Here is a 20,325-nt window from a genome sequence, read left to right as displayed (position 1 = left end):
TTTTCTAAACCGTGAATGGACGTTAATTAACGTGAATTAGGAAAAGACGCATTTATGTTAAAAAAAATCACACCCTATCTTCTTTTTGGTCTTTTTGCACTTACCGGCCTACAGGCTGCGATTCCGATCAAGGTGGTTGTTGTCAGCATGTTCGAAATCGGCGAGGACACCGGCGATATCCCCGGCGAGTTCCAATTCTGGATCGAGCGTAATGAGGTGAAGAAAATCGAAGCGCCTCTCGGCTGGCGCGACTACTACCTGCGCGACGACGGTTTGCTGATCATGTGCACCGGTGGCGGCATCACGAATGCGGCCACCTCGGTGACGGCACTTGCCCTGGATGACCGTTTCGACCTGAGCAAGGCGTACTGGATCGTAGCCGGCATCGCCGGTGCCGACCCGGAAGATTGTTCCCTCGGCAGTGCCGCCTGGGCAAAGTGGGTCATCGACGGCGACCTCGCCAAGGAAATCGATTCTCGTGAAATTCCGGAGGAATGGCCCTACGGCATGATTGCCCTCGGGGCCAAGCGCCCGAACACTTTGGACGACGGTTGGCAGGTCGAGACAATCAAGTTCGAGCTGAACGAAGGACTCGTCGACTGGGCCTATGAATTGACCAAGGATTACCCGCTCCCGGAAAATGAGGAAATCAACGAGTTCAGCGAGATCTACTCCGGCTATCCGAATGCCACCAAGCCTCCCTTTGTCATGATCGGCGACTCCCTCGCCTCCTCCACCTATTGGCACGGCTTTGCCCTCAACGACTGGGCGAATGATTGGGTCAAACTCCATACCAACGGGGAAGGCAACTTCGTCATGTCGAACATGGAGGACACCGGAACCGCCACCGCGCTGCAGCGTGTCGCCAAGACCGGCAAAGTCGACTTTGAGCGCCTGCTGGTCCTTCGTACCGCCAGCAACTTCTCGACTCCGCCGATCGGCAAGGATGTCGTCTGGAGCCTGTTTGCGAAATATCCCGCCAACGGCGTGCCTGCCCTGGAGGCGGCACATGCCCTGAGCACCGAGGTCGCCGACGCCCTGATCAAGGACTGGGACGAGTATGCGGACACCATCCCCGGCAACTAGGCAGGAAAACAGCCGCAGTAATAATTAAACGAAGGCCGCTTGCCATGGCGGCCTTCGTAAATCATACTCTGGTCCATGCCACTCAAGAAAATCGCCCCGCTCCATGAGATGACGCGCCTGCTTTCACGCGTCGCCATGCAAACCGAAACGCCCGACCTGGTCATCACCGGCGCCCGGATGCTCTCGACCTATTCGGAGCGCATTCTACCGGAGCGCGAAATCTGGCTTAAGGGCGGACGTATCGCATGTGTCCAGCCTGCCGGCACCGCGCGTAGCAAGAATTTGAATACGGTTTACTACGACGCGAAGGGCGGAATCATTGCCCCCGGACTGGTCGACCCGCACATCCACATCGAGAGCAGCATGATGACGGCCTGCGCCTACGCGGAAGCCGCCCTGCTCAACGGCACCACCACCATCTTCTGCGATAGCCATGAAATAGGCAACGTGGCAGGTGTCGACGGCGTGGAATGGATGCTGGAAGATGCCCGTTGCGCGCCGCTCAACATCTTCCTGACTGTGCCCAGCACCGTGCCTGCTACCTCCCCGAAGTTTGAAACCGCCGGCGGAGACCTCACCCCGGAACGGATCGCAGGCATCTTCGACAAGTGGCCCGAAGCCGTGGCCCTTGGCGAAAAAATGGACTTTGTCCAAGTCTGCACCTCCGATGAACGCTCCCACGCAATCATCGCGGAGGCGCTCAAACGTGGCCGGCCGGTCTGCGGGCACATTTACGGACGCGAATTCGTCAGCGCCTATGCCGCAGGTGGGGTCACCGACACCCACGAGGCCATCGACAAGGAAATCTCCGAAGACCTGCTTGAAGCGGGCGTCTGGATCTTCCTCCGCGGTGGTCCGCCCACCACGCCCTGGCATAGCCTGCCGGAAGCCATTCGCCCCATGACCGAAAATTCGGTGGCCGCCAAACGCGTCTGCGTCTGTACCGACGACCGGGATGCCGACGACCTCTTCCTCTTCGGGATGGACTGGGTCGTGCGTCAGGCGGCCAAGGCCGGCTTCTCCCCGGAGTTGGCTTGGAGCGCCGGATCCCTGCACAGTGCCAGCCGCTACGCCATGGATAATGAAATCGGGGGCCTCGGCCCCGGACGCCGGGCCGACTTGGTGCTGCTCAACGACGATTTGGAAGTCCAGAATACCTGGTACGGAGGCGAGCTGGTCGTGGAAGACAAGACGGTGACTCCAGTGCTGGAAAAGACCCTCTCCGAGGACAGCTATACTTACCCGCAAGCAGCCTACCAGACCGTAAAGCTGCCGGAATCCCCCAAGCTCTTGCCGGAGCTGCCCAAGGGTCCCTGTACCTTGAATTTGCTACGAACCGAACTGCCGGGCATCGTCACCCTCCACAAGACCGTGGAACTGGAGTCAGCGCCCGAATCCTGGGACAGCGTCCTGCAGGCAAATGACCTATGCTTCCTCACCGTGGTTGAGCGCTACGGCCAAAATGGCGGCATCGGCTATGGTCTGCTCCAGAACTTCGGTCTCGAACGTGGCGCCGTTGGCAGCAGCGTTGGCCACGACGCCCATAATATCGTGCTCGCCGGCACCAATGAGAGCGACATGCAGATCGCATTGTCGGAAATTGAAAAGACCCAGGGTGCGGTGGTCGTGGTCGCCGACGGTGCGATCCTCGCGAAAGTCGACCTGCCTATAGCCGGTCTGCTCTCCGACAAGCGCGCCCGCGTGGTGGCCGAAGAAACCATCGCCCTGAAAAAGGCTTGGAATGCCCTCGGTTGCACCCTGCCCTACATGGGTTTCAACCTACTGCCGCTCTCCGTGATCCCCGAAATCCGCTTAACTGACAAGGGCCTCGTCACCGTTCCGGGCATGGAAATCCTGCCGCTTGTCGAGCCACGAGGCTAAAGCTATCTTTCATTCTGCACAGGCTTGTCTGCGGGGGCTATCGTTTCCCCGCAGAACGGCGTCGCTTTCCAAATCTTCTTTGTGTGGCTCGGCATCTTGGCTCTGAGCCTCCACAGCGGAGCTTTCTCTATCTGGTATGGTTTGCTAGGTCCATAGAGACGGTGTACCCATCAGGTTTGATACGTCATGGATAATACCAGACCGACTGATCCCCATTCTAAATAACTCATCCGGCTAACGCCGTATGCTACGGAAGGGCAATTTCGTAGCATCGACGGTCACGTCGATGACAAATTCCTGAGACGCCATAATTTAACTCGAAGAGGTATGACTCCCCCCCTTTCTGAGTATTTCCCAAAAAACAAAAAGGCTGCCGTTTACACGGCAGCCTTTGTTTAAGATCTGATTTCGCTTGGTTTGGCCTGAAGGCCTTACCAGGAGTACTTCACACTGACTTCGTAGCTACGCTCGGGTCGTGCCACAATGGAACCGTTGCCGTAACCGGAATTCGGAAGGTCCCAGTTCTCTTCATCTGTCACGTTGAAGATGGAGAACTCGAAGCGCCAGTTTTCGTATTCGTAGAAGATCTTGGCATCCACTTCATACTGCCAGTCAGTACGGAGCGAGGTTGCTTCAAGGAAGACATCGTCATCGTAGTCACCATTAGTATCCACGCCAAAGGTGTATCCTTCATAACCGGAATTCATCGGTCCGGTCACAACCACATTGGCCTGAACACCGAAACCGTTGTCCCACTGGTATTGAGCCAAGGCATTGAAGAGGTGCTTCGGCACACCAGGAGTCTCGAATTCCTTGCCGCTTGCAGTCGGGAAGGTCGGCGAAACATAGGTACCACCAGTCAGGTACGCTTCCTCGGCGGAATAACCTGTGGCGTAGAAGCCACCAGAGGACTTGGAATCCAGATAGGAATAACCCACCGTTGCGTAGAAGTTACGATTCGGCTGGTAGTTCAACTCGACTTCAAAACCATCGGTCTTGATGAAGGAAGTCGATCCGTCTTGGTTACGGGAAGTATACTCCTGACGGAAGAGTGCAGCCCCCAGATACATCTTGTTATCAAAGAAGGAAATGTTGCTACCCAACTCATAGAGCTTAGTGCCCAGATCGTCATCAAGGGAACTTGCAGTAATAGCCCCACCAGTTCCCACGCTGAAGTGCTTGCCTTCGTTATAGGTCAGGTAGACTGCGGATTCTTCCGTCGGCTTGAACACGAAGGATGCATTTACATTAAACAAGGTAGCGTCATAGTCGTCACCATTGTAGAGATCCTCGTCGAGCTTGTACTCAAGGCCATCATCATCAATGCCAACGATTTCGTCCGGCACAGCCTCGAAATGATCGACATAATCGAGGGTGTAACCGGCAAGAAGTGAGAGACGGTCCGTGAACTTGATGTCAGCCTGTGCAAACGGGCCAATGATCCATGTTTCGGTGTCAACCGCCTCACCGGTACCGACATACCAGCGGCTCAAACCGTTGCGACCGGATTCATCCGACAGCGCCCAACCTCCATAGAATTGATCTTCTGGAATGTTGATGAGACTGTTCGAACGGGTCAGGTCCCAGAAGTTAGCCGGTTCGTTGTAGTAATGGTTGACCGACCAGATTTCCTGGTACTTGACGCGTACCCCATAATTCAAGCTGATACCAGCCATGCCTTCCGGTTCGAAGTCTTGAAGTACTTGGAATCGGTTTTCAAGCGACCAGTTATCACGCATCATTTCCGAATAGTGGTAGGAACTCCAAGTGGAACGATCCTTATAGTGGAAATAGGTGTTGTTGGTGAGCTTCAAGTCTTCAGAAACATTGAATTCCTGAATCGCCTGCGCCCAGAAGACGGTCGCATTGGAGTCGTCCCCCGGAGCGGAAAGTTTCCACTCGCGGTCGGCACTCACGGGGTTGTCCAAATCCACCGGGATGTAGTTCCGGTACCCTGAAGCACCAGTGACATATGACGCATAATCGGCATCGCTACCGATATTCGGAAGATACTCGCCGTCATCAATCAAAGATTGCGTCGCACGATTGATCCCCCAGTTCTCGGTGTAGTTGCCCTTGTAGAACTCGGCCATGACGTCGAGACGATACTTATCGTTCGGCTTCCATGCCAAGGTTGCATAGATGGCTTGGCTCTTTTGGTACCAGTTGTCCCAGAAACCCTCCCATTCCTTGCCTTGGAAGGAAACACGGGCCGCCAGTGTTTCACTGATCGGCATGTTAACGTCAAGGTCCAGCGTGTGCTGGTCGAAGGAACCATAAGTGTATTCCACACTACCGCCTTCTTCAAAGTAGGCACGCTTGGTCACCAAGTCGGCATAACCACCCACATAGTTGGAAGTACCGTAGACCGCACCGGCCGGGCCCTTCACGATATTGACGGACTCGACGGAGTTGAAGTTGATCGGCACACCATTACCATTGGTCGAGTGACCGCGGCGCATTCCATTAATAAACAAGTCCGCTTCCTGACCACGAAGATTGGGAGTCGTCGGAGCCCCAAAATTCGATTTGGTGTATGAGGAGGAAGTCAGCTTGGAGAAGTCGCGAACGTCCTTGATGCTAATCGCGTCAAGCTGCTCACGGGAAACGATGTTCACGTTACGCGGGGTATCCAAAATGGAACGCTCGGTACCGTAGACAGAAGTAATCGGACGCGTGGTCGCGAGAATGCTTTCTTCAATGGGCACCTCATCCACTTCCATTTCTTCAAGAACGATCGTATCTTCCTCGGCGGGCGCGTCCTGTGCGAACACAGCCGGCCCGGATAGCAGGCATGTCGCCATGCCTAATATGATTTTATTCGTGTATTTGTTCATTGTTAACTAGTGTTGCAGTAGTCGCGAACATTTTTAGCAACTGACATGCCAACCAACACCCCTCAACTGGCCAAAATAGAACGATTTATATAAAAACCCACAAATTACGTTTTTAAGTAATAACTAATATAGGCCCAAGAAAACCAGCAATGACCGGGTGGTATGCGAAATGCTATTTAGGCTCTCAATATGCCTAAAGTAAGACTATCCGGAACGATCACGGGCAGCGACGACCCCAACCGGGAAGTGCGCGCCAAAATGCTATATCAACTTTTCTCCCGGGGCTGGGATATTTATAATTCCAACGGCGACCAGCGCATCACACTCTCAAATATAGAACGCAAAATCGTCGAAGCAAACGCCTTTATATTTATGCCTGGAGCGAGTCTGGAGGACTTATTTAAAGCGATTTCTATATTTGTCGGCTACCAGACACTGGATCCGAATCTTTCAAGTAAAGCGACTGTGATCCTGAATGCGGACGGAACCTGGACCCCCATGTTCAACCTATTGGGAAACCTGCATACGCTGGGAACGATCCGGCAGAATTACCGCAATTACCTATTGGAAACCGCCAACCCGGAAGGCGTGCTCTCGGAACTCGAAAAAGTCCAGCGCCTGGGCGTCCCGGATCCGGGACGCACCAAAGTGACCGAATGCTCGGAAACAAGCTATGATACGCCCCTGCCGGCCGGCTCGACAGGTAATGTCTGTATTTTTTGCTCGGCCAGCATTGAGGACGAGAGCTACTTGGAAGACGGCTATGCCCTCGGCCGTGAACTCGCCATGAATCAAATGGGCTGCGTGTCCGGTGCCGGAACGACCGGCGTGATGGGAGCCGTCGTGCGCGGTTCCGTCGATGCCGGGGGTTGGACCGGAGGTTCAAACGTCCCGCATATCATCGAATTGGAAGGACTCCCGGAAGGACTCTCCAGCTTCTGGCTGCGCAACGACATCTACACTCGAATGGAAGCCATGATCGAGAACTCCGATGCCTTTGTCATCTTTCCCGGCGGCGCCGGAACCGTACAGGAAATGCTCGCGCTCCTGATCTTCAAGCAAATGAACCACCCCTGCATGATGGGGAAGCCGGTCATCCTTTACAACCGTCTCAACCCGGACGGCAGCACACGCTTCTGGGACAAGTTGATCGACCTACTCGAACCCTGGGAAAACGACACCTTGTACACCATTGTGGAGGATCTCGATGCAATCGTACCGGCGACGAAGGGGCTGTTGAAGCATAAGATCTGCGCTTCCTAAGCGACTCGCACTCTGGAGCACTTAATCCACACAAACAAAATGGGGCGCCGGCATGAATCCGGCGCCCCATTTTGTTTGATAAACTTCGATAGGACCGATGCGGATTACACCGACTCGGCTTCAGCACTGGTCAAAGCGGCATCCTCCGTTGCGGCACTGATTTGGACGACTTTCGCCTCCCCCTCTTCTTTCACAACGAGGCAGAGCCGGACGAACAGGAGCGAGAGTGCGGCCAGACCATACCCGAGCACCCATTCCCAAGCCGGACTAAAACCGGAAGTGACATCGGTTTCGAGCACCTTGAAACTATGTATGATCCCCACCGCAGCCATGATCGAACCGGCCAGCAGCCAGTTGATGACGGACGAAAATTTCTTGTCGATAATCGCGACCATGACCGAAGTCAGGACAATCGAAGAGTAGAGCCAGCCCTGCTCCAGAGCGAAGATCCCGTTGGCATACAAATTACTCTCTGTCAGCGAATGGAATAATTCCGCAGTATAGGGCATGGCCTCCGTACCATAGCCGACTCCCCCCAGAATACGCTTTAGGATGAGCGCGCAGAACGCACCCATGCCTGGTAGCAGACCGGCAATGATCGCCGGTGCATGCTCTTCCGGAACAGCCTGGAAAGCTTGCGCGCTAATCGTAAATCCGACCCAGATCAGAATCGCCATCCCGGCTTCGATCGGCACTAGCTCGGAAAGCAAACCGAGACTTCCGGTCAGGCAGAGCAAAGCCATGGCAACCCCATTCAGCAAGGAATAACCGGCACGCGCCCCGATGGTCTTCATCCCCAAATGGCCAATATAGATCGTAGTGGGAAAAGGAGACCCCAGCCCGCCGGCAATCACCGACCCGATACCATTCACGAGCAGGGTCTGCTTCGGCTCGTAGTCGTCGCCGGCGGCCGCCGCCGCCTCGATCACCTGCATCGACCCGATCACATTGATCATCCCCATTGGAATGATGATCGCGGCATAGGAAATCATTTCGCCGAGGCCACCCAGCACTTCCAAGCCGTAGAGCCCCGGCAGGTGCAGGCCGAGCTGAAGCCCCGAATCTCCCAGACTGTCGACCGGACTACGGAAGCCCATCCAGTGTGAACCCCAGCAAATGAGTACGCCAATGACCAGTACGATGAAACCGCCCGGGATGTTCCCCTTCAGACGTACGCCACCATAAAAGAAATACAAGGTCAGGAGCAGTGTGGTAATCCCCACTTCCGGAAACGCATAGGCACGGAAAGTGTAATCCGCCGCAATGAAGAAAAGTCCGACGGCGGCCAAGGCCGACAGCAGCGCCGCGCGGGAAGCCACCTTGCGCAAGTGATGCACGAAAAAGGAGCCGACGACTTCAATAAGACCCGAGCCCAGACAGGCAACCACACCCGCTTTCCAGGCAATGATATCGGCCGCCTCTTTACTGAGCCCCTTCGAGAGGGCGATTTGCTGGGCGGGCAGCATCACGTAAAAAGTGAAAAAGAAAAGGGGCAGCAAATTGATCCCGTAGGGCATCGCAGTCACATCGTTGCGCCCTTGCTTCAAGCCCAACTGACGGGCCTGCCAGGCATAGAACGCATTTCCAAAGAGCAAGCCCAGCGCCATCGCCGGCAGGACCCGCTCTGCGATCATCTCGATACTGAACCCGAGCACCGAAGTGCTCAGGCTAATGATTAAGAGAAAATTAATGAAGTTGTTCAGCCCGAGAGCGAAGAACCCATCCAAGTCACCTTTAACGAACCATTTCACGAAAGCCCTCATAAGCATGAGAAGCGCCAATTATAGACAGCATAACGACAAGCGCCCTCAATGGCCTGGCTTTTGCTAAGCCTCGTGCATGCTAAAAAACCACAAAACCCTGCTTAAACGATTCACATCAAGCGGCTTTGCGCTGCTCGCCGGCTTACTGTCCGTCGGCGCGCAAGAACCCGTAAAAAAAGTGAAAGTGGTCATCGTCACCCTCTTTGAACAGGGCGAGGATACGGGCGACAAGCCCGGCGAATTCCAACTTTGGGCCGAACGCTACCCGCTCCCCGAAGTCATTCCCCTACCCCATGGCAACCGCGACATGCGCTGGAATGAGGAAGACGGGGTGCTTGGCATCGTGACAGGAATCGGCACCGCCAAGGCGGCCGCTTCCATCACCGCAGTCGCACTGGACCCGCGCTTTGATTTTTCCGAAGCCTACTGGCTGCTTGCCGGCATCGCCGGCTTTGACCCGGCAGACGCCTCCTTGGCAAGCGTGTGTTGGGTGGACTGGGTCGTGGACGGCGACCTCTCCCACGCCATTGATATTCGCGAAGCCCCCGAAGACTGGCCGACCGGTCGCTTCCCGTTCCGCGCGAAAGAGCCCTACGGGCAACCGCGCCCGGCCAGTGAGGGCTCCGTCTTCCACCTTAACGAGAACCTGACCGACTGGGCCTATGGACTCACCAAGGACATCGAACTCACCGACACGGAAGGCCTGCAGAAGCGCCGATCTTTGCATACCGATTATCCCACGGCCATGAAACCTCCCTTCGTCGTGAAAGGCAGCTACCTCGCAGCCATGAACTACTGGCACGGTGCCCTCTTAAATGAATGGGCCAACGAATGGGTGAAGTACTGGACCGACGGGGAAGGTGAATTTGTGGCTTCCGCAATGGAAGGCAGTGGCATGATGATCGCGATGGAGTTTCTGAACCAGTCAGGTATCGTCGATCGGGATCGCGTCATGATGCTACGTTCGGCCAGCAATTATACCATGCAATGGCCCGGCGCCACCGCCATCCAGAGCAAGCGTGGTGAATCCATCGGCAGCTACTCGGCCTTTGTGCCGGCACTCGAGAGTGCCTACGCAATCGGAAGCCCGGTCGTGCGCGAAATCGTAAAGAACTGGGAGCGCTACGAGACGACGCTGCCCGGATCTGAAGAATAATCGGCAGCGAGGAGGGAGAAGCGATGGCAGGACAAGTAACACGACAAGCACCACCGGAATACAAATACCATATTCTGCTGGGATTGTATGTCGGCTTCTGGGGGATCCTGCAGAGCATCACGGTCAAGCTGGTCCCGCTCGATCTCTCGGCCATCGGACTCGGGGTGCTGGCTTTCAGCTATGGCTCATTTGCCCATGCCTTCACCTTTCCCTGCACGGATGCGGTGGCTGAAGTCTGGGGTGCGAAGCGTGCGCGCCTCATGGTTTATCTGGGCACCGCGGTCTATATCATTGCCACGGCCATGATCTTCATCGCCACGCTACTCCCTCCGGCTGCGGGTTGGCCACACAACGATGCCTACACGGCTCTCTTCGCCGCAGCACCCCGCATCGTACTCGGCTCGATTGTCGCGACGGTTTTTGCCCAGCTCTGGGATATATTCATCTTTGAATGGATCAAGCAGCGTACCGGACAACGCTATCTTTGGTTGCGAAACAACCTCTCGACTTGGGGCTCACAGTTCTTCGATACCGTGCTCTTCTACTCCATCGCTTTCTATGGGATCATTCCCAACGATGTTCTGCCCAAGCTGGTGCTGGGCTCCTACCTGCTCAAACTCCTGGTGGCATTGATCGACACCCCCGTCGTCTATCTTGTCGTCTATTGGCTGGTGGGCTCCTGGACAGCGGAAGGTGATATCGAGGAGCCCGAAGCACAAGCGGTCCCAGCAGTGACTCCGGAACTAGCGCCAGAAGTCGACATGTAACTGGAGGATCTCGGCCTCGACCTCGGGAAAGGGCCCGTGCACCTCCACCGTTTTTTGTCCCGCCTCGATCACCACACGGCACGGGAGGCTCATGGTCGGGTTTGCATCATGGGCTCCCGTCAATTGGAGCAAACTGCTTTCACTCACACCGTAGACGACACGGCCAATATTGGCCCAATAGATCGTGCCCGTGCACATGACACAGGGTTCGAAGTTGGTGACCAGCGTGCATCGCCAGAGAAACTCAGGGTCGTAACGCAAGGAGGCCTCCCGGGCCAGTTCGGTCTCGGCGTGGCGAACGGTATCCACATTGCCTGCTTCCAGCAAAACCGTGTCGCCGTCCGGCCCGATGAGGACCGCGCCAAAGGGATGGTGCCCCTGCTCCATGGTTTTGCGCGCTACCTCGTTCGCGCTTCGCAGCGCAACAATCATCTGTTCATGCGTCATACCTGCGGCTAGCAAAAAGCAGGCCGCCCTAGTCTTCCTTCATGGCCTGATTGCGCCGGCTATGCGCGACTTTGCCATCTCCCGAAAGCAAAACGGCGATAAAGCGCGTTTCGGGAAAATAGGAGCAGATGATCATGATAATGACAGTGATCGGCACACAAAGAAACATCCCCGGGATGCCCCAGATCGATCCCCATAGGCCTAGGGAAAGTAGTATAATGGTCGGGCTCAGGTTTAGGCGGTTGCCCATGAGTTTGGGTTCGACCAGACTACCGATACAAAACTGAAGCGCCGTCAGGATCGAGGCGGTCATGATAAAAGGCCCCACCGTCTCGAATTGCACCAGCGCGAGAATCGAGGGAAAGGCCGTCGCGATGATTGAACCGATGGTCGGAATGAAATTCAGGAGGAAGATCAGGACCGCCCAGAAACTGGCAAAGTTCACCCCGACGAGCCGGAGCACCAAATAACTGAGCAGGCCGGTGGCCGCGCTGGTCAGGACCTTGATCCCGATATAGGAACGTATGTCCCGCCGCATCTTGGCCATCAGCTCAAAAATATCCTCCTGCCGTTCCGGATCCGGAAAAAGCGCCTTGATCTTATTCGGAAACGTCCGCTGTTCGAGCAGCAGAAAGATCAGGTAGACGATAATAATACCGGTACTACTGACTAGGGCGCGCACGGTGCCACCGAAGTCTTGCAGGTAACTGCGAAAATCCAGTTGGCCGAGAAATTCTTTAAGGTTGGGGGCTTCCGCCGCTTCCACCCCGAACAATGCGTAGCCGGTGTAGATCCACCGCTCGAGGTTGTGCTGGTACTCCGGCGCAACCTTCACCACACTGGTGATGTTCACGGTAATCAACTGTACGACCGAACTCAAGGAAACAAGAATGATCCCAAGTGCCAAGAGCATGGAAACCGGCTTGGGGATACCGATGCCTTTGACCTGAACCGAACTGATCGCGTGGGCCAGAATGCTGATGAGATAGGCCACCGCCCCGGCGATTACAAGTGGAAGCAAAAGCGCCTGACCGATGTAGAGCAGGTAGAATGTCAGGAAGACGGCAATCATCGCCATGGCCACGCGCAGAAGCTTCATAGGGCCCATACTGTTCAGACAGTCAGCCGCTTGGCAATCCTATCCCTACTGCCGCGCGACTACGGATTAAATTTTGGAACAGGTTTGCGTGTCTGGCATACGCCACTTTTAAAGCAGGGAATCATGCGACTCAGAGCGGAACATTGCCGATCCTGCAAGCAAAGTCTTTCACCGCAAGACACGCACTGCCCGGGATGCCGGAAACGATGCGATCGACTCGTGGAACGAATCGCTGTGGGATGCATGGTCGGGCTCATCGCACTAATATTGTTCTTCCTTCTGTGCAAATCATCGAGCCATTCAAGCGAGGCCACAACGGGAAGTATCGCGGCACCCCCGACCGGGCCAAGTCGGCTCGAAGGCAGCACGAGCTCAGCCACACAAAACAGTATCCTTCGTATGGTCGCCTTTTACAAAGGCACTGCTTTTCGTCAGGATGAGCGGCAATATCCGTTTTACGTCGCCGAAAAGGAATGGAACGATGCGACGAGTCGCTACGACTACTACCGCAAAGGCATGGAAGGTGTCGAGTTGCCCTCGAAAGGGGACCACCGCCGTTATATCATTTCGGAAAATCAAGCCGACTACCCTGAGCCCGAAAGTGCCTGTGGCCCGACCGCCCTACTCAATCTCTATATATGGTATACAAAATTCGGCCTCATCGAGGAGAACATCCGACACTCGGACGAACAACGCTACAAGCTACTCAAATTCGAGGAAATCGATCAACACCTCCTCGAACTCCAAAGGATGACGCGCAGTCACAAGGGAGGCACCAACTCCCTCGAGCAAGTTGTCACACTGGATGAACTGGTCCAAGCCCACAGTCCCCAAGGCATCCGCATCCATTTTGAAATCAAGGACCCTCCACTCACGAATCATGATTTCCTGAAAGTCAGTCGTAACTACAGGGCAGGATTTCTCTATGTCCGTCCCGAGGATCCGAAGAGTGGCCAGTTGCTGGATTACCATGTGGTTCTCATTGTCCGCGCCGACACCTCGGGCACCTTGACCCTTGCGAACTGGGGCAAGTTCCAACACGGGCGCCTGTCGAACCGCCAGGACGGACAGTGGTTCATCCCGAGCGAGCCCGACTACGCCCCGCTTCGAATCGAGAGCCTGACAACAATCATACCCTTTACTCCGGATTCATAATGACACCCTTCAATCACAGCAAACATATCGTCGTACTCACTGGTGCGGGCGTCAGCGCGGAAAGCGGGCTCAAGACTTTCCGAGACGCCGGAGGACTCTGGGAAGGCTTCAGAGTCGAAGATGTCGCGACACCTGAAGCCTGGAAGGCCCACCCGCAACGGGTCCTCGATTTTTATAACATGCGCCGCCGTCAACTCTACGAGGTGGAACCGAACCCGGCGCACCTGGCCTTGGCCCGGCTCGAACAAAGTTTCCGGGTCAGTATTATTACCCAGAATGTCGACAACCTGCACGAACGCGCCGGATCCACTCAGGTACTCCATCTGCATGGTGAACTCGACTACGCACGTAGCACGGCCGACGAAACTCTGGTCTACCCCTTGGAGGGTAAAGACATTCGCATGGGTGATACTTGCGAACTCGGCAGCCAGCTCCGCCCACATATCGTATGGTTCGGCGAAATGGTTCCGGCGATGGAAACCGCGGCCTCAATCACTTCGACTGCGGATATCCTCATCGTCATCGGCACCTCACTCATAGTCTATCCGGCAGCTAGCCTGGCTTATCTCGCTCCAACGACTGCGGCCAAGTTTCTCGTCAATCCGGAGATACCGGAAGAAGCCCGGCGATACGACTTTGAGTTTCTCGAAGCCAAGGCTGCCACCGCAATTCCCGAACTTGTGAAACGACTCTGCACGCAGAACAAATGAGTCGGTTTTCTGCCGACGACCAGCCGACCGCAACATCAGGGGGTATACCCTAAGCGAACCAGGCTGTAGACCGCATAAACACTGACATTTTAACAGTTCGTTTATAACAATATACGTAATTTACCGTATTCGATTTTCTACCGCAATCGGCTAATGTCTGGGCTACCTCATCACCTGTTTCATTCGGATTTAGACATTAGCTACTCATGAAATCGTCACTCAACTTTCTGTCCCTTTTAGCAGTTGGATTTTTTGGCATCCAAACCGGTTCCCACGCACTCACTCTGATTGCTTCGGAAGCGGATTGGGAAGCACTCCCCACGACCGCGACCGACAATCTGGCCTTGAGCAGTGACATCGTCTTTACCGCCAGCCCCAAGCAAATCGACCTTGGCAGTTATAATTTCGACGGCCGCCACCATACGATCCAGCTGCCGGCCGGCAGCTTTACAGGGCTCTTCAAACTCAGTGGCGGACATATTCAAAACCTGAATATTGACTTGGCCTCAGCCAGCCTGGCAAGCAGCGCCGGTGCCTTGGTCGCTGGTTCGAGCGATACCACCAGCAACAACTACGGCCAGCTCACTCGTTGCAGTGTCTATTCCAGCACCGGTACGGCAATCAGCGGGGCGGACTCCTGCGGTGGCCTCGTCGGCGAGAATTTCGGAAATGGCAGCAGCCGTATCAGCGACTGCATCTCTAGTCTGGATATCAATGAATCCGACTTGTCGGGCGGCATTGCCGGCCCCGGCTTTTATGGAACCATCGCGAATTGCCAGATGAAGGGATCCCTCGGAGTCGATAGCCGCAATTGTGGTGGTATTCTCAGTTCCGACCGGCCTGCCCTGGGGATCGCGTCAACCATCACTCAATGCGTGATGTCCGGCAATGTGAACGGGATCCTGAGCGGCGGGATTGTCGGTCAATCCTTCAATTCGCCCATTTCGAAGTCGATCATGACCGGAACCACACAAAGCGACACTGCCGGTGCGATCCTCGGACAATGGCAGAGCACGACGAACGGGGAAGTTGACATCCTGACAGACTGCTATGTGGCATCCACAGACGCATCCACCGGATCCTCTATGATCGCCATGGTCAGCAGCGTGGTCTGGAACGTGACCCTGAGAGTCAAGAACAGCTATATGGTCAACGAGGACAGTCTCGCAAACAGCTCCAGCCGGTCCATTGTCAACAGCCTCACCTATACCTTTGCGACTTCAACCAATAGTTTCGTCTTCGATAATACCTACGGTGCCAGTGCTGCGGCCAACACTGTCTCCTCGGCCGCGGATAAAGGATGGACGGTCGACAGCAGTACCTACAGTTCAGACACATCGAGTCTGGAAGGCTCCTTTGATTCCAGCTGGGACAGCTCCATCTGGGAAGCCGTCAGCACCGGCTACCCCCTGCTGAAGGTATTTAAATCGTCCCTCTGGGTCGGCTATGGCAACTATGCGGAGAGCCCCGAGATCCCACCCCACCTTCAATTGGCTGCCAATGCCGGCAATATCGAACTGAGCTGGCCCGGGTTCTGGTCAGACTGGTCGCCTCAGGTATGCACCGACTTGGGCAGCGGAAGCTGGGATGCCGTCAGCGAATCCGTTACCGGTGAAACCACCCAATCCCTGAGTGTCAGTACCAGCGGCGGTGGTGCCAAGTTCTTCCGTCTGACCCAGTAAGACCGCAGCACTGCGGTAGCAGCGAATAATACCGGTTCGATCGAACTACGGAATGTCTGCAATTCGGCCATCGGCGTTACCGTCGATGCTCCATCACAGCGGTTTCGTTGTAGCATTCGGCATCAGCCGGATGATCGCCCCAATTGGCCAGACACATCCAGAATCGGAAGGAGCGGCAATATCGATCGGCCCCTGACTACGCCCGGCCGTTGTGGCCGTGCCTCAGGAGAATGGCACTACCTTAAGGGTGATTTGAGAGGAGATTGGTCTTTGATTTGAAGTCGCTTGCTAGACTTGAGATGAACCCAGTTGGGAGGGCGGGCTGTCCTCAGCCGCCGTGCTACGTACTTCGTGATGCGAAGCCTCGGCAAGATTGCCGCGCTGCGGAAAGAGGTCGTGTTCATCTGAGCTCGCTCTGTCGAATCGCGGCGATTGGGGACAATCGCCCTCCCTTAAGGGCGTACCATTCGTGCCTCAGGATGCGTTCTTCTTCGAGTAGAAGTCGTCGATCTTCTGGGCCACGTCGCGGTAGCTGATGTCCGCACCGTAGAGTGCCTTGAACTCGACCATGGCCTTGTCCATGTCGCCCTGTGATTCGTAGCATTCACCGAGCTCGTAAAGAACGTCTTTCTTCTGCTCGGTCACACCCGGAATTTCAGCCTTGGCTGTGGTCAGCTGTTCAGCGGCCAAATCGTGGAAGCCCTTGGCCTTATATGCCTTGCCCAGAAGGATCAAGGAATTGATCCGGACCTTCGGAGCACGAAGCGCCAATTGCAGTTCCTTGATGGCCTTGTCCGTTTCGCCATCTTCGAAGTAAAGCTCGCCCAGTTCGAAGCGATAGCTGAACTCGTTCGGATAGCGCTGGACCAGTAGCTCGGCCTGCTCAAGACGGAAACTGCGCTCCTCGGCCTGTAATTCCTTGAGTTTGGCCTCCAAAGCGGCATCGCCCGGAGTCGCTTCCAACTCGGCTTCGGCATCTGCAATGGCCTTTTGCATCTTCTCACGCTTCAGCGCACCGGCCATGCGTTCCAAATTCACGTCGGCACGACCGGATTCAAGTTGGCGGGCCTTCTCGATCCATTCCAGTGCACTGTCAAATTCACCTAGCTTGCGGTAGTGGCTGGAGAGTTCGCGATAGAAATTGATATTGTCGGGCTCGGCCTCGACTGCCTTGAGGGCGTCCGCGATGAGGGAGCGCAATCCGGCTTCACCGGTACGGGCACGGCTGGCCTGCTCCAACTTCTGGGCCTCTTCTTCGTCCTTGAGCTTTTCGCGGAAGCTCTTCTCTTCCTCCCACTTGCCCTTTTCGATCGATTGCTCCACCGAGGCCTTTTTGATCAGCCCCTGGATTTCGTCGTCACTGGGATCCCGGCGATACGCGGTGTCGCCCAGACGAATGGCGTCCTCGGTCTTGCCGATACGGATATAGGCACCCATCAACAATTTGACATTGTCCATGTTGCCGTCGTCGATCTTGTACAGTTCTTCGTAGGCGTAAGCGGCCGTCTCGTTCAATTCCAGAGCCTCCGCGGCAATACCGAGGATCTTGTGGCCCACCGGATTCGACGGATCTGCCTTCAGCATGTCTTCAGCCGACTCCAGCGCCTTCGCCGGATCCTTTTTGACCTTCGCTTCACTCCCGATTGAGAACGGGATGCTGGTCACCTTGGTCAGGAACTTCCCAAAGCCCTTACTCTTTCCACCGGAAGCACGCGATTGTGCTTGGCGCAAAATCTTGCGTGCTTCCAAACACTCGGGGTGCCGCTTCACGATATTCATCAAAATATCGACGGCATAGGCCGGATTCTTATCGACCGCCTTACGAGCATTCTCGATTTGCTTTTGTAGACGGTTATCAAGGTCTTTTAGGGGAATTTCTTGCATGGTTACGAAACTTCATGCTCAGCCCGAGACTGCTGTTGGTCAACTATCAATTACCTCCAGATCGGCTCGTGCAGCCTTTTCAAGGGATTTTAGAGCTTTTGTCACAACTTTGGGGTCCTCCGCCTCCACCAAAAGCCTCAGTTTCGGCTCAGTCCCGGAATAGCGCACCAGGAGCCGGCCGGATTCGCCAAACTCGGCTTCCAGCTTTTCCATGGCCCGGGGAAGCTTCTTCAGCGTGTCCAGAGGACGCTTTTCCGCCACCTTCAGATTGAGGGTCTTTTGGGGAAACAAGGTGATTTCACGCCTGAGCTGAGAGAGCGGCTTACGGGTCTTGCACATCAGTTCAACCAACTTGACCGCGGCCAGCAGGCCATCTCCGGTTGTCGCAAAGTCGGAAAAAATAATATGACCGGAGGACTCGCCGCCGATATTCACATCCAGTGAACGCATTTTGCGGGCGACATTGCGATCGCCCACGTCCACCCGCTCGACACGGCCACCGGCTTGGCGTAGCGCATGGTCCAGCCCCAGGTTGCTCTGGATGGTGGCGACCAGCGTATTGTTACGGAGCGCTCCGGATTTCAGGGCATAGAGACCAAAAATTCCAAGTAGAACATCTCCGTCAACCAGTTCGCCTTTCTCGTCGCAAACGACCAAGCGGTCGCCATCGCCGTCATGTGCCACCCCCAGATTGGCCTTGTGCTCGCGCACGGCTTGACACAGCGCCTGAGGACATTCGCTTCCCACACCTTTGTTGATGTTCTCGCCGTCGGGATTGTCCCCGATCAGAATAAGCTCCGCGCCCCAGCGGCGAAACACCGCAGGCGAAGTCTCACAGGTCGCACCATTCGCCAGGTCCAGAACGATCTTCCAACCACAAAGACAGCCTTGATCCATCAAGGAACTCAGGTAGTTGATATAAAAGGCGGCCCCGTCCAGGGGATAGGATTTCGCCAGAGGCCGATCATCCAGCGAATCGCTTTCCGCATCGACCAGCTTCTCCAGTGCGTCTTCCTCGACCACGGTCAGCTTGCACCCCTTGGAGTTGAAAAGTTTGATCCCGTTGTCCTGAGCGGGATTGTGGGAAGCGGTGACGGCAATGCCGACATCGGACAGTTGCTCAAGCACCGACTGGGCGACGGCCGGCGTCGGGACAATCCCAAGATCATGCACATGAACCCCGTGCTTGTTTAAGCCTTGCACGAGGGCATCCACAAGGTTCGGACCGCTCATGCGTGTATCGCGGCCAATCACCGCATTGAGCATGGCATTGCGCTTTGAGGCAGCCAGATAGCGGCCCAGCGCAGACCCAAGACGATAGGCAAAGCCCGTGTTCATCAATGTGTCACCATAGGTGCCGCGTACGCCGTCTGTTCCGAAATATTTCCCCATAACCCGAATTCACTAGTTACTGACACCTTCGTAGAAATCCTTCGCACGGTCCAGCCAGTCGAGAGCAGCACCGCTTGACAGGACACTACGGGCGGATTCGATCCCCGACCGGAGGTCCGCTGCCGCCCCCGCAGCCCACAGCGCCGCTCCGGCATTCAACAGCACACTGTCCCGCAGGCCGGTCGAGACCTTCGAAGCGTCCCCGCTGAACAAGTCTTTCAGAATAACAAGATTATCCGCCACGTCGCCGCCTTTCAGTTCAGACGGATTACAGGGGGACAAACCGTACTCGCGTACGTCCAATGCACCGGATTGCCCGGCAAGGGAACCGAAGCCCGCGTAAGTATTGCTCCCGGCGCAACTGAGTTCGTCGAGTGCAGCGTCGGGCAACGGCTTGCCATGGACGACCAGTCCCCGGGACAATCCCAGCGTGCCAAGCGCTTCTGCCAATGGACCGACCCAGTGGTCCGCATAGACTCCGAGCAATTGATGCGCAGGGCACCCAGGGTTGATCAGTGGCCCCAGCAAATTAAAGATCGAACGTTGTCCCTCAGCCGCCAGCGCCTTACGCACCGGCATGATTGCCTTGAAAGCCGGATGAAACGCCGGAGCGAAGAAGAAACAATAATTTAGGCTGGCGAGCGACTCCCGCAAGACGTCATGCGGCGCTTGTAGCCGAATCCCGAGGGCTTCCAGGAGGTCCGCACTGCCGCATTTCGATGTGATCGAACGGTTGCCATGCTTGAATACCGGTACGCCGGCGGCCGCCACCAGAAAGGAAACCGCCGTCGAGATATTGAAGGTACCGAAACCGTCCCCGCCGGTACCGCAAACGTCGATCGCCCGCCCGGCCCAGGGCTCCACTCCGGGATCGATGGCGAGCTCACGAAAGCAGCCCGCAAAGGCGGCCACTTCCACCGCAGTCTCCCCCTTTGCCGACAAAGCCCTTAAAAAACCGGCCTTGTCCACATCCGCCACGCTTTCATCCGCCATTGACTGGGCCGCTTGGCGTGCCTGTTCGGCATCCAGGTCAATTCCGGTCTGAGCCTGTTCCGTAAGTTGTTCCAGTGCGCACATATATTGAAACTGAAGTGCTAGCCAATTGCTTCCGTGGGGTACGACAAGCATAAAGAATGGCCCCTATACGATCACAAATCGAATTGTCACGATTTCCGCCTTCCCATTGATCGTGTCGGAAGGCAT

At 55.8% G+C, this 20,325-nt stretch carries 15 protein-coding genes; 8 read left to right on the top strand and 7 right to left on the bottom strand.

Going from position 1 to position 20,325, the window contains the following annotated elements; all coding sequences use genetic code 11:
• The first annotated feature begins 54 nt into the window (after positions 1–54).
• Both O2597_RS12095 and O2597_RS12090 read left to right on the top strand, forming a co-directional pair.
• The gene (locus O2597_RS12095) at positions 55–1,086 is read left to right on the top strand and encodes a purine-nucleoside phosphorylase (RefSeq protein WP_269525166.1); all 1,032 of its coding nucleotides are present in this window, start codon (positions 55–57) and stop codon (positions 1,084–1,086) included.
• 75 nt (positions 1,087–1,161) lie between these two features.
• Positions 1,162–2,967, top strand: a complete 1,806-nt coding sequence (locus O2597_RS12090) for an adenine deaminase (RefSeq protein ID WP_269525164.1) — start codon at positions 1,162–1,164, stop codon at positions 2,965–2,967.
• 431 nt (positions 2,968–3,398) lie between these two features.
• On the opposite strand, the gene O2597_RS12085 is transcribed toward O2597_RS12090, so the two are convergent.
• Entirely contained in the window at positions 3,399–5,804 is a 2,406-nt protein-coding gene (locus O2597_RS12085; protein ID WP_269525162.1) for a TonB-dependent receptor, read from the bottom strand.
• Between the two features lie 189 nt (positions 5,805–5,993).
• Between O2597_RS12085 and O2597_RS12080 the strand changes: the two genes are divergently transcribed.
• Complete coding sequence (locus O2597_RS12080) at positions 5,994–7,067, top strand: LOG family protein (RefSeq protein WP_269525160.1); 1,074 nt, start codon at positions 5,994–5,996, stop codon at positions 7,065–7,067.
• A 104-nt stretch (positions 7,068–7,171) separates the two neighbouring features.
• Here the strand turns inward: O2597_RS12080 and O2597_RS12075 are convergent, their stop codons facing one another.
• The gene (locus O2597_RS12075; RefSeq protein WP_269525158.1) at positions 7,172–8,818 is read right to left on the bottom strand and encodes a hypothetical protein; all 1,647 of its coding nucleotides are present in this window, start codon (positions 8,816–8,818) and stop codon (positions 7,172–7,174) included.
• Positions 8,819–8,906: 88 nt separating this feature from the next.
• Between O2597_RS12075 and O2597_RS12070 the strand changes: the two genes are divergently transcribed.
• Entirely contained in the window at positions 8,907–9,986 is a 1,080-nt protein-coding gene (locus tag O2597_RS12070; protein WP_269525156.1) for a purine-nucleoside phosphorylase, read from the top strand.
• A 23-nt stretch (positions 9,987–10,009) separates the two neighbouring features.
• On the top strand, positions 10,010–10,753 hold the full coding sequence (locus tag O2597_RS12065) for a queuosine precursor transporter (protein ID WP_269525154.1): 744 nt from the start codon (positions 10,010–10,012) through the stop codon (positions 10,751–10,753).
• Here the strand turns inward: O2597_RS12065 and O2597_RS12060 are convergent.
• Both O2597_RS12060 and O2597_RS12055 read right to left on the bottom strand, forming a co-directional pair.
• Complete coding sequence (locus O2597_RS12060) at positions 10,730–11,200, bottom strand: nucleoside deaminase (protein ID WP_269525152.1); 471 nt, start codon at positions 11,198–11,200, stop codon at positions 10,730–10,732. The two genes, O2597_RS12065 and O2597_RS12060, sit on opposite strands and share 24 nt — an antisense overlap.
• Positions 11,201–11,228: 28 nt before the next feature.
• Positions 11,229–12,299 (bottom strand): AI-2E family transporter, encoded by a 1,071-nt coding sequence (locus O2597_RS12055; RefSeq protein ID WP_269525150.1) that lies wholly within the window; start codon positions 12,297–12,299, stop codon positions 11,229–11,231.
• A gap of 399 nt (positions 12,300–12,698) precedes the next feature.
• Between O2597_RS12055 and O2597_RS12050 the strand changes: the two genes are divergently transcribed.
• From O2597_RS12050 to O2597_RS12040, 3 genes are all read left to right on the top strand, one after another.
• Positions 12,699–13,454, top strand: coding sequence for a hypothetical protein (locus tag O2597_RS12050; RefSeq protein ID WP_269525148.1), 756 nt, complete (start codon positions 12,699–12,701; stop codon positions 13,452–13,454).
• Positions 13,454–14,164 carry an SIR2 family NAD-dependent protein deacylase gene (locus O2597_RS12045; RefSeq protein ID WP_269525146.1) on the top strand — a complete coding sequence of 237 codons (711 nt, stop codon included), beginning with the start codon at positions 13,454–13,456 and terminating at the stop codon, positions 14,162–14,164. Before O2597_RS12050 ends, O2597_RS12045 begins: the two co-directional genes overlap by 1 nt.
• 206 nt (positions 14,165–14,370) lie before the next feature.
• Positions 14,371–15,846 carry a hypothetical protein gene (locus O2597_RS12040; protein WP_269525144.1) on the top strand — a complete coding sequence of 492 codons (1,476 nt, stop codon included), beginning with the start codon at positions 14,371–14,373 and terminating at the stop codon, positions 15,844–15,846.
• Positions 15,847–16,320: 474 nt separating this feature from the next.
• On the opposite strand, the gene O2597_RS12035 is transcribed toward O2597_RS12040, so the two are convergent.
• The 3 genes from O2597_RS12035 to trpD are packed head-to-tail and all read right to left on the bottom strand — an operon-like array spanning position 16,321 to position 20,199.
• Positions 16,321–17,730, bottom strand: coding sequence for a tetratricopeptide repeat protein (locus O2597_RS12035; protein ID WP_269525142.1), 1,410 nt, complete (start codon positions 17,728–17,730; stop codon positions 16,321–16,323).
• A 39-nt stretch (positions 17,731–17,769) separates the two neighbouring features.
• The gene (glmM, locus tag O2597_RS12030) at positions 17,770–19,122 is read right to left on the bottom strand and encodes a phosphoglucosamine mutase (protein ID WP_269525140.1); all 1,353 of its coding nucleotides are present in this window, start codon (positions 19,120–19,122) and stop codon (positions 17,770–17,772) included.
• A 12-nt stretch (positions 19,123–19,134) separates the two neighbouring features.
• The gene (trpD, locus tag O2597_RS12025) at positions 19,135–20,199 is read right to left on the bottom strand and encodes an anthranilate phosphoribosyltransferase (protein ID WP_269525138.1); all 1,065 of its coding nucleotides are present in this window, start codon (positions 20,197–20,199) and stop codon (positions 19,135–19,137) included.
• Positions 20,200–20,325: the final 126 nt, after the last annotated feature.

The organism is Coraliomargarita parva, assembly GCF_027257905.1.
Taxonomy (GTDB): Bacteria; Verrucomicrobiota; Verrucomicrobiia; order Opitutales; family Coraliomargaritaceae; genus Coraliomargarita_A; species Coraliomargarita_A parva.
Note: the sequence above shows the minus strand (reverse complement) of the source record. Positions and strands in the feature narration are given on the sequence as shown.